The 14,462-nt window shown below is 46.3% G+C and carries 9 protein-coding genes and 2 pseudogenes; 6 read left to right on the forward strand and 5 right to left on the reverse strand.

Going from position 1 to position 14,462, the window contains the following annotated elements; translation table 11 throughout:
- Positions 1-10: 10 nt before the first annotated feature.
- Both KT99_RS12005 and KT99_RS12010 read left to right on the forward strand, forming a co-directional pair.
- On the forward strand, positions 11-2,473 hold the full coding sequence (locus KT99_RS12005) for a TonB-dependent receptor (protein ID WP_005500388.1): 2,463 nt from the start codon (positions 11-13) through the stop codon (positions 2,471-2,473).
- Between the two features lie 256 nt (positions 2,474-2,729).
- Positions 2,730-3,404 (forward strand): annotated as a pseudogene (locus tag KT99_RS12010) (M20 metallopeptidase family protein); the annotation flags it as partial.
- 90 nt (positions 3,405-3,494) lie between these two features.
- On the opposite strand, the gene KT99_RS12015 reads toward KT99_RS12010, so the two are convergent.
- On the reverse strand, positions 3,495-3,941 hold the full coding sequence (locus KT99_RS12015; RefSeq protein ID WP_005500394.1) for a carboxymuconolactone decarboxylase family protein: 447 nt from the start codon (positions 3,939-3,941) through the stop codon (positions 3,495-3,497).
- A gap of 146 nt (positions 3,942-4,087) precedes the next feature.
- On the opposite strand from KT99_RS12015, the gene KT99_RS23405 reads away from it, so the two are divergent.
- The gene (locus KT99_RS23405; RefSeq protein ID WP_005500395.1) at positions 4,088-4,609 is read left to right on the forward strand and encodes a LysR family transcriptional regulator; all 522 of its coding nucleotides are present in this window, start codon (positions 4,088-4,090) and stop codon (positions 4,607-4,609) included.
- Positions 4,572-4,985: a LysR substrate-binding domain-containing protein gene (locus KT99_RS23410; protein ID WP_005500397.1), complete on the forward strand. Its 414-nt coding sequence runs from the start codon at positions 4,572-4,574 to the stop codon at positions 4,983-4,985. Before KT99_RS23405 ends, KT99_RS23410 begins: the two co-directional genes overlap by 38 nt.
- Before the next feature lie 49 nt (positions 4,986-5,034).
- Here KT99_RS23410 and KT99_RS12025 read toward each other — a convergent pair whose 3' ends face one another.
- Positions 5,035-5,286, reverse strand: a complete 252-nt coding sequence (locus tag KT99_RS12025; protein WP_005500399.1) for a hypothetical protein — start codon at positions 5,284-5,286, stop codon at positions 5,035-5,037.
- Between the two features lie 207 nt (positions 5,287-5,493).
- On the opposite strand from KT99_RS12025, the pseudogene KT99_RS23585 reads away from it, so the two are divergent.
- Positions 5,494-7,798 (forward strand): annotated as a pseudogene (locus KT99_RS23585) (penicillin acylase family protein).
- Between the two features lie 370 nt (positions 7,799-8,168).
- Here the strand turns inward: KT99_RS23585 and KT99_RS12040 are convergent.
- Both KT99_RS12040 and KT99_RS12045 read right to left on the reverse strand, forming a co-directional pair.
- Entirely contained in the window at positions 8,169-9,521 is a 1,353-nt protein-coding gene (locus tag KT99_RS12040) for an 8-oxoguanine deaminase (RefSeq protein ID WP_005500407.1), read from the reverse strand.
- Positions 9,522-10,484: 963 nt separating this feature from the next.
- Positions 10,485-11,243 (reverse strand): hypothetical protein, encoded by a 759-nt coding sequence (locus KT99_RS12045; protein ID WP_005500409.1) that lies wholly within the window; start codon positions 11,241-11,243, stop codon positions 10,485-10,487.
- A 534-nt stretch (positions 11,244-11,777) separates the two neighbouring features.
- Here KT99_RS12045 and KT99_RS12055 point away from each other — a divergent pair.
- Positions 11,778-12,098 (forward strand): hypothetical protein, encoded by a 321-nt coding sequence (locus KT99_RS12055; protein ID WP_005500413.1) that lies wholly within the window; start codon positions 11,778-11,780, stop codon positions 12,096-12,098.
- A gap of 662 nt (positions 12,099-12,760) precedes the next feature.
- Here KT99_RS12055 and pfaD read toward each other — a convergent pair.
- A complete protein-coding gene (gene pfaD, locus KT99_RS12060; RefSeq protein ID WP_005500416.1) occupies positions 12,761-14,401 on the reverse strand; it encodes an eicosapentaenoate synthase subunit PfaD in 1,641 nt (546 codons plus the stop codon).
- Between the last annotated feature and the right edge of the window lie 61 nt (positions 14,402-14,462).

Genomic DNA, 14,462 nt, shown 5'->3' on the forward strand with positions numbered 1-14,462 from the left:
GATAATATCGATGCAACAATTTCGTTTTTCACTACTTGCTGTCGCGTGCGCATCAGCTTTTTTACCTGGGCTTCTGTCAGCTAATGAGCAGGCTCAAGCGCCAGAGAAAGTGCAAGCGGCAGAGCTGAAAAACAAGGATATAGAGCGTATCACTGTCTATGGAAGACAAAACCAAGTGGTCATGAATTCGGGTCTAGCGACAAAGTCAAATATGTCATTAATGGAAACACCTGCGGCCGTCGTCATCGTCGATGAAGAGCTAATCAATGCCCAAGGCGTGAATAATCTGCAAGATCTGGTGCGTAATATCAGTGGTGTGACGCAGGCGGGTAATAACTATGGTATTGGTGATAACTTAGTGATCCGCGGACTCGGTGCTAACTATACCTATGACGGCATGTATGGCGGCGCAGGACTTGGCAACACCTTTAATCCAACACGCTCTCTGACTAATGTTGAGTCGGTAGAAGTGCTCAAAGGCCCGGCGACAGGTTTGTATGGTATGGGCAGCGCCGGCGGCGTGATTAACCTTATCGAGAAGAAGCCTGAATTTGACAGTCGCCACGATATTGGTGTCGAGCTGGGTCAATGGGATTCCTATGCGCTGAGTATCGATAGCACGGGGGGATTGACTGACAAGCTGGCCTACCGCGTCGTTGCTAAAACGGCTCGCAGTGACGGCTATCGTGATATAGGTACCGATCGCGATGAAGTCTATACCTCAATCAAATATGTGTTCGACGACAGCCAGGACTTAATGCTGTCGGCTGCATATATCAAGGATGCCATCGCAGTCGATTCTATCGGTCATCCCATTCGCATCTATAATGCTGAATCTGTCGGCGGGAAAACTGCCGGAGAAGCCAGTTGGCAAGATCTAATCAACGACCCAGAAGGCAAAGGCATTCAACTGACCGATGAGCAACGTCAGCAACTAGCCGATTCATTATCTGCCAGTGATGGTTTAACCCCTTATGCTTTCGGCCATGCTGGTATTATTTCACCGATAGCGAAAGACAACGCAGGCGAAGAGCTGAGATTTAAGCTGACCCACAATATCTTCTTCAACGAAAATCTATTTTTGAATCAGCAGCTGCAATATCGTGATTACAGCTCAGGTTTCACCCGCCAAACTGGCGCCTACAACTATGTATATTGGGATCGCCGGGGCACCATCAATGCTGACCCTCGTGCGCCACTGCTTGAAGACGGTGTACTTTACCCGTTTGCGGCTCGCCGTCAGGAGTATCGTAAAGCCTCGGCCGATGAGACCTCATGGCAGTATTTCGCCGACTTGAGATACGATTTCGAACTTGCCGGTATAGATAATGAACTGTTAGTTAATGCCAATTTTGAAGACCGTGATATACGCTCCAAGCAGTATTCGATTTATGATGCCGATAAGGTCATAAAGAACAAGGCGGGTGATGTCATCTATCAGGGGCAACATCCTTATATCTATGATATTCGAGATCCTAACTGGGGCGAAGGCTCCTTCGAGGATTACGATCCTCTGCTGACCAGCAACTACAACAAGAAGGTGAGTGCCTGGGGCGTTGGCCTGCAGCATGTCGGTTACTTTGGTTATGGCTTTACTACACGTGTAGGCGTGGCGTTTAACGAGATAAAGCAAAGCTATGAGCACTTCGGTGTCGATGCGCGTTATCGCGCCAGTGCCGCCGACCCCACCCCAAGGGCGGATAGTTCAGATAATGGTATCACCTATAACTTAGGCGTGACCTATATGCCGACCGATGACCTGTCATTTTTCGTCAATCACTCTAAAGGCCGCACGGCTTACAGCATGCTAGGTGGTGTAAAAGGTGATGGTTCAGACAGACTGGATTCAGAGTCGGAGAGTGACGACCTAGGCATGCGCTTCAAGGCATTTGATGATCAGATGCTGACCTCCTTGGTGTTCTTCAAGAGCTCACGCACTAATCTGCAATACTCAAATCCAGCTTATGAAGAAGATGTTTCAGGGCCAAACGTGCCGAAAAACTTCTATGACGGCAAGGAAGTGACCACAGGTGTCGAGTTAGACATGAACGCTCATTTGAATGAGCAGTGGATGATCAACGTTAACGGTGTTTACCAAGATGCGCGTGATAAGAAAGATCCCAATCGCAGCAGCTATGATACTCGTCAAAAGGGCGTGCCTTATGTGACAGCCAGTGCTTGGGTCACCTATGGCGCCGAGTGGTTCTCACTCTCTAGCCCAGTCGATATCAGCTTAGGTGCAAAATACGTCGACGATCGCAGCACGAACTCAAGCTCATTTGGTATTCTCAATGGTCATGTGCCAAGTTATACGGTATTTGATTCGGCCATCAGCTATCAGGCCGATAACTGGAAGCTACAGTTGAACGTCAACAACTTGTTCAATGAGACTTACTACAACAAGGCCATGTTCCTCGGTGGCATGCCAGGTGAAGAGCGTAATGCCAAGCTGACCTTTAATTATCAGTTGTAAGCTTTAGGCTTCTTAGCTTCTTAGCTACTTAGCTACTTAGCTACTTAGCTACTTAGCTACTTGCTACGAGCTACGAGTTTGTAGCGTGTTTTTGAAAGTGCAGCCTTGACTCATCATTAGCACTATCTGTCAGTAAAGCCATACCTGGACTTGAAAAGCTATATTTGCATCTGCATCAGTTGTGACCACAACTGATGCAGATAATCAATCGGTTGGCAGGGCACCCTGATGATGGTGGCACAACCCGCGGAAGAGGTCGGTGGATATCACCATTAAAGGCAAGGGAGGCCATGGCGCCTATCCCCACATGACTATCGACCCTGTGGTGTTAGCCGCACGGACTGTGATGGCGCTGCAGACCATATCGAGTCGAGAGATCTCACCACTTGAGCCGAATGTGATCACCGTTGGTTCTATTCATGGGGGCGCTAAGCACAACATCATCTCCAATGAAGTGAAACTTCAGCTCACCCTGAGATCTTATAATCCACAAGTTCGTCAGCAACAGATTGCCGCAATAAAGCGCATGACAAAGGGCATAGCCATGAGTGCAGGCCTGCCTGATAGTTTAATGCCTGTGGTCTATGTTCATGAAGATGAGACCATACCTTCTACCTATAATGCCCCTGAGTTAGCCAGCTCAGTTCAAGCCAGTATCGAGCGCGAGATAGGTAAGACTAATGTGGTTAAATCTGAGCCTGTTATGGCCGGTGAAGATTTTGGCCTCTATGGTCTCACATCCCAGAAGCGTCCCATCACCATATTCTGGCTTGGCGCCGTAGAGCCTAAATTGTATCAAGCCAGTAAGGCTTCTGGGGAAAGTTTACCATCACTTCACTCGAGTCAATTTGCCCCCGACTACCCTTTGACTATTAGCACAGGCGTAAGAGCCATGAGCCGAAGTGCCATGGATCTGTTTAACGGGGTATAAGCATTAAATAAGCACCAAATTCATAAGAATCAGCTTAACTGAAAGCAAGCTGAGTCATTTTTATTAAGCCGTTACATCACCTTCCTATTTTTAACCTGCTCGCTGATGAGTCATCTTGGTCGCTATTGAAAAACGGTTCCAGGCATTGATCATGATGACCTGCATTATCACTTGAGCTATCTGATCTTCACCTAATAACTCGAGACAGGCTTGATAAGTGCTGTCGGTTAGACCCGCTTGTGAAACGTGCGTGAGCTCATCGGTGAGGGCGAGTACCGCCCGCTCAGCAGCATCAAATAGGGGAGATTCTTTCCAGGCCGATACTGCAAATAACTTCTGTGGTGGTATGCCTGCTTTCAAAGCCTCTTGTGTATGCATTTGAATACAATAAGCGCACTGATTAATCATGGATGCGCGGATCTTGATTAGCTCTTTTAGTGCTGACGATAGTTTAGTTTCTGCCAGATAATTCTCGACTGACATCATGGCAGTTAATGCGGCTGGCTGTGTTTGGGCGATATCGATACGTTTTGTCATCTTTTGGTCCTTTATTGAGGTTTAAATCGGCTTTATTGGGATGACATAATTGTGCATAATTCTAACTATTAACTGAATACACGTATAAACTGAAACAGCTTTGCGTAAATCGCAAAGATGATGTTGGAGATACTGAGGCATGGGAAATGTTAGAACAGATTAAGGTGTTTCATCAGGTTGTGGATTCTGGAAGCTTTTCTCAGGCTGCTCAGGTTCTGCATATGGCGCCGTCTTCTATCGCGCGCAATATCGATAATTTAGAGGCTCAGCTTAAAACAACACTATTTAAGCGCAGTACTCGTCAGCTAATTTTAACCGAAGAGGGGCGTTATTTTTACCAACAGTCGGGCAAGTTAGTTGAAAATGCCGATATCTTGCTGGCTGAGATGCGAGGGACCCAAGATACTCCCCAAGGCTTGTTAAGGATCTCTGTGTTCGAAAGTTTTGGCAACCTATGTCTGGCGCCGATAATTCCTGAGTTTTTGCAGATGTACCCGGATGTGCAAATTGATTTAGACCTAGACAATAAGCTAGTGGATCTTCATAGCGATAATGTGGATCTCGCCATTCGTATCGGTGTTCCCCAAGATAGTGGTTTAAAAGCTAGGAAATTACTGGAAAATCGTACCGTTGTTAACGGCATCACCTGTCTATGTAGAGCAGCATAAAACGATCACACAGCCCAGTGATCTAGCTGAGCATAACTGCTTACTCATCAGCCAAGAGAGGCAGAGGCATCATTGGTATTTCAACAAGGGGAAAAGCAAGCGAAAGGTCTCAGTTACGGGCAATTTGATATCTAAAGGAGGCTCGCCCTTGTTAATCGCGGCACTCAAAGGTTGCGGTGTACTCCTGTTATCTGAGTGGATGGTCAAACCTTACCTTGAGAGTAAAGAGCTAGTGGCAATTTTGCCTGATTGGACGGTAAATCATAGGGAGAATGGCAGCGGTGAGATTTATGCTATTTACAAAGATGCTCAATATCCTAAGCTTAATACCAGAGCATTTTTAGATTTTATGGTGAAAAAATTAGGGCAAATATAGTGTCGAGAATTAACCAGTAATCAGCAAAATATTATAGGGGAACGCAAGGTTATTTAAATGTCACCTTACCACCTATCATCTTAAATGCCGGCGTGCCTCGAACTAAGGTATCTCTGGCGAACTCCTGCCCACAATTGGGGCAGATGCAGGGCGTGTGAGTGAAGTCTGCGACGATTCGTTCCTTGAAGCACTTCACCAAAGCGCCTTTGCCACCCTTGCGATACTTAAACAACTGGGTTTTGCACTTAGCGCAGAAGATATCGACAGTGCGTGTGGGGCCTTTCTTATTGGGTTTTGCCATGTTTTTGACTTACTATTGATAATGTCATTGTTATAAGTGGCTATTCTAATCGAGTAAAGCGTTAATACCAAATATGCAAAATCCAGGTTTCACTGCTACTATTTCTAAGTGCCTTTTTAATATTATAATGCTAGATTGTTTTAGTTAACATCAGTGTAACTTAGGTTATAGTCATCGTCATGATAATGAATATTATGACGAAACTTGATGACTAAAATAATAAAAACACTCCTGATCCCGATCCTCTCGCTGATTTTTATTCTGCTTTCGACAGCTTATTTTGGGCTACATCTGAGTCTGCCTAAGCTATCAGGGGAGTTTCGCAGCGGCCATTTATTTGAATCTGTTACCATAGAGCGAGACAGATTGGGTACTGCGGTCATACATGGTCAAAACCGTCGAGATGTGGCTTATGCTCTGGGTTTTGCACATGGACAAGATAGATTCTTTCAGATGGATCTGCTTAGGCGTAACTCGGCTGGTGAACTCGCAGAAATCTTCGGTGAAAAGGCGTTAAATCTGGATAAGTCTCGCCGTTTTCATCAACTGAGGAAGCGAGCCGAGAATACGGTCGCTAAGATGGAACCAAAGCAAAAATTGCTACTACTGGCCTATGCCAATGGCGTCAACGCCGCAGTAGCAGAGCAAAGCCTGAGTTCTTTCGAATACCTGCTCACCGGGACAAGCCCACAAACGTGGCAACCGGCAGATAGTTTACTGGTTATCTATAGCATGTATCTGGATCTGCAAGGCAATACCCCAAAGCGAGACATGGCTCTGACTCAGATCCAGCGTTTATATGGCGAGCAGATGTTGGCATTCGTGATGCAAAATAGCCCCTATCAGGCGGCGCTCGACTCTAGTCTTCTCCCGACCGAAGAGGTATTAACTCCAGAGCTTGAACCTCAATTGCTGGCGACGGCCCTGATGAGCACGATTGAAGAACCCTTAGATATCGGCAGCAATAATTGGGCGGTAACCGGCGATTTAACGATGAGTGGTCGAGCCATGCTGTCCGATGATATGCATCTGTCGTTTGGGGTACCTATCATCTGGTACCGCGCTCAATTGAATTACCCATCAGCTACAGGTGAGACTATACAAGTGACAGGCGTCTCCTTACCTGGCGCTCCGGCCATTGTTGTGGGCACAAATAACAGGGTCGCCTGGGGATTTACCAATGCCTATATCGATACCGCCCTGGATAGCAATCGATGACAAGGAGCCGTTAACCACAGAGATAGAAGTAATCAAACTCCCGGGTTCTTTATCGAGTATCAAATATCCGCTGCTATTATCTCAATTTGGCCCGGTTAAGCGTGTTAATGGACAAGACTATGCGCTTGCTTGGGTGGCACACCAAGATTATGCCGTCGATATGGAACTGATGGGATTAGAGACAATATCGAGCGTGCAAGAGGGACTGGCACTGGCGACAACATTTGGGATCCCGGTACAAAACTTGATGTTAGTCGACAGTGAAGGCAATGCCGGCTGGAAACCTGCCGGAGCTGTGCCATCGAGGACTAATCCTGCTAATGTGGCGCAATTACCAAAAACCTTCCAGGGAGACTTGTGGGGGATAGACGAGACAGAGTTACCACAAGTAGTGAATCCTCAGCATGGACGACTGTGGTCAGCCAACGCTCGTGTGATGTCGGCAGAACAATTTAGTCGCTTCGGTGATGGAGGTTATGCGCTAGGTGCCAGGAGCCAGCAGATCCGTGACCGTCTATTCGAGTCGGAGCAGTTTAGCGAGCAGGACTTTTATCGATTACAGTTAGACAACAAGGCTAAGTTTTTAACGCCTTGGCATGATTATCTGATTAACCTGCTCTCAGATGAGCCGGTTAGATTTGCCAAAGATATTCAATTTATCAGGGATTGGCAGGCTTGTGCCTGTGCAGACTCGGTCGGATACACCTTAGTTCGTAGTTTCAGGGCTAAGTTAATCGATGCCAGCTTCGCCCCGATAGAGACAGGTTTGCAACAGATAAATGTGTCTTTATCTCCGGTTAAGCGTTATCTGGAACCTGCCATGTGGCAGCTGCTGGAAGATGAGCCTGACTCTTGGCTTCCCGAGCAGTATTCAAGTTGGGATAAGTTTGCCATTCAGGCTTACGTCGACTCGACTGAGGAATTATTAAGTAAACACAGTGATAATGGAGTACTAGCCGATCTTAACTGGGGCAAGGTCAATGCCCTTAAGATACAACACCCCTTCAGTAAACAGATGCCGCTGCTAAGTTCCTTGTTGGACATGCCAACCGTGACAGGTTTTGGTGATAGCTTTATGCCTGCGGTGCAGAGAAGTTCTTTTGGTGCTTCTCAACGCTTCATCGTGCAACCTGGGCTAGAGTCACAGGCCATCATGGTAATTCCTGGGGGGCAGTCAGGTCATCCCTTATCTGATTATTACCGTGCCGGTTTCGATGAATATGCAAATCATCAGTCAACCCCTCTGCTGCCGAGTGAAATCTTGCATAAGATAACGATTCAAGCGATTAAATAATTACAATAGGGTCATATCCCATGACATTGCCCAGGCTTGTTGCGCTAGTGTTAACCGCTGCGTTCTTGAGTGGATGCCAGAAAGACGTAATATTTCAATTGGATACTGTCACAGAAGTAAAAGCTAAGTCGGGAACTACTTATAAAGAGGTGGCTGGAGAGGGGGAGTCAACTTTAGAACCATTGCAGCCGATGAGGCGCATAGTACTCGATTAGCCGATTGAACCCTTTCAAGGGAGTAGAGGATGTTCTGAAGCACAAAAGATATGTCCCGTCTTTTGCTTATTTTTTATCGATGGATATGCGTGCTTCGATTTTAACTAAATAAGTGCTATTGATTAATGCCATAACACTTATTCGCTAAGGGCTAGTTAGGTGTGTGCAAGCTGCGCCGCTAACTTAATTTGCTGCGCCATTAGTTGGTTTAAGTCTAATCCTACGACTTGGCCATCCAGTACGCGCCAGCGACCTGCAACCATCACTTTATCCGCTTTAGTTGCCCCACAAAGCAGCAGCGCAGCAACTGGCGTACCTGAGCCGGCAAAACGAATTTCATCAAGCTTAAATAGTGCAACATCGGCTTGCTTACCGACCGCAATCCCACCAATATCATCACGGCCTAAACAGGCCGCAGAGCCTTTAGTGGCCCAGTCAAAGGCTTTTTTATGAGTGATCTTGCTGGCGCCATAACGTAAGCGTTGCAGCAACAAGGCTTGGCGAACTTCACCAATCATATTTGAACCGTCATTGGACGCTGAGCCATCAACTCCTAGACCCACTGGGCTGCCTGCAGCTTGTAGGTCTAATGTTGGGCACTGACCAGAACCCAGCAGCATATTAGATGACGGGCAGTGACAAATACCCACGCCCGCGGCGCCTAAACGGTCAATTTCTTGTTCATTAAAGTGGATACCATGGGCAAGCCAAGTGCGGTTGTTAAGCCAACCCACCCGCTCAAGGTAATCAACCGGGCGTACGCCAAACATTTTAATACAGAACTCAGTTTCATCGTGTGTTTCAGCAAGGTGGGTGTGCAGCCTAACATCGAGTCCTTGAGCTAGCTCTCCTGTGGCTCGCATAAGCTCTTCGCTAACAGAGAAAGGTGAGCAGGGGGCCAAAGCTATTCTGGTCATAGCGCCATCTTCATATTGATGATAACTTTTAATCAGTCTTTGGCTGTCATCTAAGATCTGTTGCTCGGTTTGAATCGTGGTTCTTGGCGGCAGTCCACCTTGGTCTTCGCCTAGGCTCATAGAGCCGCGCGTTAAATGAACTCGTATGCCAAGTTTACGCGCTTGTTCTATCTGAATGTCGATGGCATTTTCTAACCCATTCGGGAAAAGGTAGTGGTGATCACTGGCGGTGGTACATCCAGACAGCAGCAGTTCACTCAAGGCAATTTGTGTTGAGGTTGCAATCATTTGTGGTGTGAGTTTAGCCCAAACAGGGTAGAGGCTTTGCAGCCAAGGGAATAACTCTTTGTTGAGTGCAGCGGGAAAGGCACGGGTTAAGGTTTGATAAAAGTGATGGTGACTATTAATTAACCCCGGGATCAATACATGCTCCGATGCATCAATGACCTCATCAACCACTTTGCTGGGCTCACCACCTGCAGTAATCAACTCGATGATAATATCGTCTTGAATAACAATCCCTCCAGCATAGCTTGTATCTAAACCGTCGAGCGGGTTTTTTATCCAAGTACGGATAGATTTGTTTTGCATAGGTACTCCTCGTTTACAGGTTTATAAAAATACGACTAAACCCGGATGTAGGAGCCAATAATGCACAAACCGGAAAGGTGCGTTATTAGTTGATAACATATATATCACCGTCACTTCGGGTGCTGATGAGTTCTGCATTTTGAAGTGGTTTGGCTATCATGCCAATGGAAATAGCTATCACGGCAAGTCAGCTTGCCTCCGAAAATAACTTAGAGGTTAAAACAGCTTGGTACTGGCCAACTTATCGATAACCGTTGCTTATGATGTCACTTGCTTATCATCTACAGCGAGTGGCGCTGTCTCTTCTTCCTCTTGTTTACTCCGTTCTTGCGGAATAATCAAGCTCATTAACATGGCTAAAGGTGTCAGGCTCTGACCACGTTATTGGACGGATACGGAGCTCTGGTGGTGTAGGAGGGTCTTTGATGTAGGAGGGTCTTTAGGCCCGAGGTTTTGATCATGTGTTCTTTCGCGGCTAAAGCCGCTCCTACAAGGTGTGGCGGATATCGCAAGCAAATACAGAACGCTGCGCTTACAGAATGGCCTTCGGCCACATGAACACTGATGCCGCCGCTATTTATTTAGGGCGGCTTTTTGTTATTTGGGGTTTGGATCAACTACTTTTGCATCGCCATCGCTTACCAAGGATGTGTCGACTATCTTGAAAAACACCGGTTTAGCAAGAGTGACCATTGGATCCGTCGTCGAGTACGTATGTGACTTTGGGAGCACAAGTAAAGGCCCATGGCGAAGCTCGACTCTGGTTAAAATGTTTGACCAGGGATACTGCAAGCACTGAGTAATGTCTCGAAACAAAGAAGCTAACCAGAAAGTTTAGGTTAGGACATTTTATTGTTGAGAGTAAATGAACCGCCCTCGGCTCTGGCATCCTGCTTCGCCCTACCTCCTAAATCCATTTAGTCGTGTGTGGAGCCGCATGCAGGGTGGTGTGGGGGCTGGAGGCTAGATACCTCCGGCTACCCGATTAGCTTCGATTTCAGCCATGGATTCACGTTCAAACTTAAGCGCCTCAGTGCGGTTGCCGAAATAGCGAGGAACCCCTCCTAATGCCATAAATCCCCCAATAGGCTGTTCATGATGACCTATAATAAGACCGCCATAACAATTATGAGCATGACAGCCGCTAATTAGTGAAGAATTATTTGTAACTAGAACATTGCTCGGTCTAACTAAAACCTCGACACCGTTTCTCAAAAAACGTCCACGATTGATAACAACTCTATTCGGTGGCTGAAAATCAATTTTTATGAGAATCTTTCGATGTGCTTCTCGGACAGTTAGTTTTGTTCCAACTAGCTGAACATCCCATGGTTCAGTCGAGTAATAAAGTTGATTGTTTTTAATATGAAGAACTGGTGTATTACATTCATCAAAAATAACAAGATTTAGAAGAAAATGCCCATCAGCCAAGATTAAGGCAATCAATGGTGTGCCATCTACACTTAAGGGCACCATTACGGTTCCATACCCTTGGTCTTCACATGTGAAGCTATTTCCACCAATCTCGACTTCGGCAGTTTTTCCAGCAAAATGCAAGTTGTACGGTTTAGATACACCTTCACGAAGATTAAATGGATTTGAGTTTGCCTCGCTTACCTTCTCTTTTGGGAGTAATCCGCCAGTCTTTTCCCTATGATGTTGGTCACATAACAACGTTATCTCGTCAGCAACATGACGCTTAACCTCTGCCCACTCTTCCATGTGTTCATATTCATAGAGTGGTAGCTTAACGATCACAGCCTAACGTATATGTTTAAGTTGGAAGTATAAGGATAATGTATTAACTAAAGAGGAAGGATTTACACAGCAGGCTGATATTAAAGGAGTTAAATGATTGGTCATTAGATCAAGGCAGCGTGCTGACTCAAACAAAATATGCGTCCTGTTATGGCCTCAAGCATAATGAACCCTCGCTCAGCTATTTGCTTAATAAAGGGTACGACTAAACTAATACCTGACACATGTCGCTGACCTAGCTTATAAGATTTGTGTTTATCTATGCCTATAAATGTGGTCACCTCCGCGAGGTGCTGCTGGGCAGCTACCAAACCGATTCCAACGAAATATTCAGCTTTGTCAAATAAACCATAACTGCTGTTATCTCGTCACTCGTAACCGCTTTTTTGCCATTCTCTAGCTTGGCTTCCTGCAAAAGATATGGCAGTCCTGTATTTTTGGGTCTATCAAAGCTTTATATATGAGTATTATGTTCATGATTTTATTAGGGAGTATTAGATGATCGTGCTTGCATACAAAGAGAACGCAATAAAGTGGACAATTGCACAAGCTCTCTTATTCCTATCAATCATCTATTTCTTTGAATGGTATTGTGGCTTCTTAAGCAGCGTATATGCCTACATTGTGGAGAAAGACCTATTCCAACCTATTGCTACCATCCTTACAGGTGCTTTAGCTGTTATAGCTGTTGTTTATACTCAGCGTGGCTTTAACAACAGGCAGGTAAAAGACCATGAAATGCAGACTAACCTCTTCAACGACAATCTAAAGCACGTTAAAGAAGCCCAAAAAACTAGCTTGTCTCATGACAAGCAATGAAAGCAGAGTGAAACAGATATAAAGCGATTAGAGGAGCTGTTTGCCTTGTGCTCTCAGATGAAGAGAGACTTGTTAGAATTCAAGCCTGAAGTTCCCAAGCCCTCCTCAATGTATAAAGTAGAGTCTGTAATAATAGGGCCAGTAGGTACAATGAAAGTAGACAGACAATAGCTGACAGAGGTATGCGGTTAGTTGCAGCTATAAAAAGCCCAGCCCCTAATACGTTAATAGATGAGATTAGCGATTATATTCAAGCTATTGAGTCATACCAAAAATACGTACTCAAAGAAATAAAAACAAAAAGTAACTACTAACTTTTCCCTTTGGAAAACATTGTGGCTTTCGGAGTCATCGAGTGAACTTATCAGCAGTTTATCTGCATGGTGATGTGCAAGCTTCTAAATCAGGGATGATTTAGCAGAGCCTATAGGGATATATTTACGGCGGCTTGCAAAGGCACTGGCAGATAAGCGGCATAACATTAGGGCGAGTTCATACAAACTTTCACAAAAAAGCCACCAGAACCACTTAGTTAAATAAGCAGTGTTCGGTGGCTTTCTCTTAGCTTTTACTTAAAACTTAAAAATGCTCATTTTAAAAGCCGCTCAGGGCTGACGCTTTTGATTGCTTTCCTCGCAACTCGCCGTAACTCGTCGCTGCTTTTAAGCCATTCTCTGAGTCGGCTTCCAGCGTAGTAACTGAGTCGGTAACTTAACCCCTTGTGAAGTCAGGTTGTTTACTCGGTTAAGGTAAGCCGCGCCATACATCAGATGCTTGGCCACATCGACGGCATTACGCTCCTGGTAGTTATCTAAATAACTGCCTTTAGCCCACTGGTTGAATGCACCCAGTGCCGGACCTGCCCAGATTTGATAATCCATCTCACGGCCCACTTCGCCTGAGTTTGACCAGCGGCTGGAAAGCCCCAGGTACCAGCGGAAGATGAGTGCCATCTTACGCTTAGGGTTGCCCTCGGCGCGTTCGATCTGCTTAGGGTCACGTTCATTAAAGTGCGCCACTGTGCCGGCCCAGATCTCATCGAGAGAGGAACGGAACACCTGCTTCTCTAACTTCTCTCGCTCATCTTTTGGAATCGCCTCGATAGAGTCGTAACGGGTGTAGAGTTCGTAGAGCTTGTTGGCTCGCATAGGGAAAAGCGTACCACGCTTAACTACCTGCAGCTTGACGCCCATCTCGAACATATCGGCAGCGGGTGCCATGGTCACGTCGGCCATCTCAGTGTTCGCCAGCAGCTTGCGAGTGTGCTCGCTGGCTCCAGCTTCGACACAAGCCTGGTTTACCGAGCCTGTGACAATATAGGCGGCGCCCATGTTGAAGGTTGCTAAAGCCGCGTCAGGAGTTCCCACACCGCCGCCACAACCGACGCGAATCGGCGTGTCGTATTGATATTTGGCTTGAATTTCTTCTTTCAATGCCAAAATTGTCGGCAGCAGTGTTACTAATGGCCGGTTATCTGTGTGTCCGCCGGAGTCTGCTTCGGCGGTGATGTCATCGCTCATAGGAACAAGTTGGGCAAGCTCCATCTGCTCGGGTGTAATAGAGCCGTCATCGACCAATTTTTGTAGCATCTTGACCGGGGCTGGCATCATGAACTTCTCAGCCACTTCGGTGCGGCTGATTTTAGCGATAACTTTATTGGCGATAACAATATTGCCATGGTTATCACGGCTAAGCCCAGCTGCGCGGTAGTAGACGATTTGAGCTGTGAGTCCCAAGAATGCTGAGGCTTCTACGGTGCGAACCTTATGCTTGATAAATAGCTCGACACTGCCACGTTCAAGTGCTGGCTCGCTTGGGCTATGGATAAGGTTAAACATGTAAGGGCCGTTAGGTAAGGCGGCTTGGATACGTTTTATTGCGGTTTCTACGCGGCTTGGAATAAGGCCGGCTGCACCGAATGAACATAAGATGCCAGCTTTACCCAAGGCGATAACCAGCTCTTCGGATGAGATACCGTTGGCCATTGCGCCGGCATAGTAGGCGTATTTTACCCCGTGTACGCGGCGGAAGTTACTGTCGCCCAGGCTTTCTGTGCCTAGCGCCGGTGCAAAGGCACTGACAGGGTGTGAATTGCCGTTTACGCCTCGAGTTAAAGCACTCTCTGTAACGACTTGGGCTTCTTGGGCGATGCCGACACCTTTTTCGCTGTGATTAACGACATAGCAACCCCGGCTGAAATCTTTCAGTTGTTGCTCCATGGTCTTGACGTCGAAACTGATGCTGGCATCGGTAACCGACCAAGGCCAGGGAGACAGTTTTTCATTGGTTGTAATAGGATTCATTATTTGACCCTTAAAATAATTCTTTTAGTTAAATGTGGAGCAGTTTAGTTCTGTCTCTTTC

This window comes from Shewanella benthica KT99 (genome assembly GCF_000172075.1).
Classification (GTDB): domain Bacteria; phylum Pseudomonadota; class Gammaproteobacteria; order Enterobacterales; family Shewanellaceae; genus Shewanella; species Shewanella benthica_A.

What these genes read in the sequence shown, in the direction of transcription:
- KT99_RS12005 (WP_005500388.1), top strand. Translation starts at nt 11, where the DNA reads ATGCAACAATTTCGTTTTTCACTACTTGCTGTCGCGTGCGCATCAGCT.
- KT99_RS12015 (WP_005500394.1), bottom strand. Translation starts at nt 3,941, where the DNA reads ATGACAAAACGTATCGATATCGCCCAAACACAGCCAGCCGCATTAACT.
- KT99_RS23405 (WP_005500395.1), top strand. Translation starts at nt 4,088, where the DNA reads ATGTTAGAACAGATTAAGGTGTTTCATCAGGTTGTGGATTCTGGAAGC.
- KT99_RS12025 (WP_005500399.1), bottom strand. Translation starts at nt 5,286, where the DNA reads ATGGCAAAACCCAATAAGAAAGGCCCCACACGCACTGTCGATATCTTC.
- KT99_RS12040 (WP_005500407.1), bottom strand. Translation starts at nt 9,521, where the DNA reads ATGCAAAACAAATCTATCCGTACTTGGATAAAAAACCCGCTCGACGGT.
- KT99_RS12045 (WP_005500409.1), bottom strand. Translation starts at nt 11,243, where the DNA reads ATGGAAGAGTGGGCAGAGGTTAAGCGTCATGTTGCTGACGAGATAACG.
- KT99_RS12055 (WP_005500413.1), top strand. Translation starts at nt 11,778, where the DNA reads ATGATCGTGCTTGCATACAAAGAGAACGCAATAAAGTGGACAATTGCA.
- pfaD (WP_005500416.1), bottom strand. Translation starts at nt 14,401, where the DNA reads ATGAATCCTATTACAACCAATGAAAAACTGTCTCCCTGGCCTTGGTCG.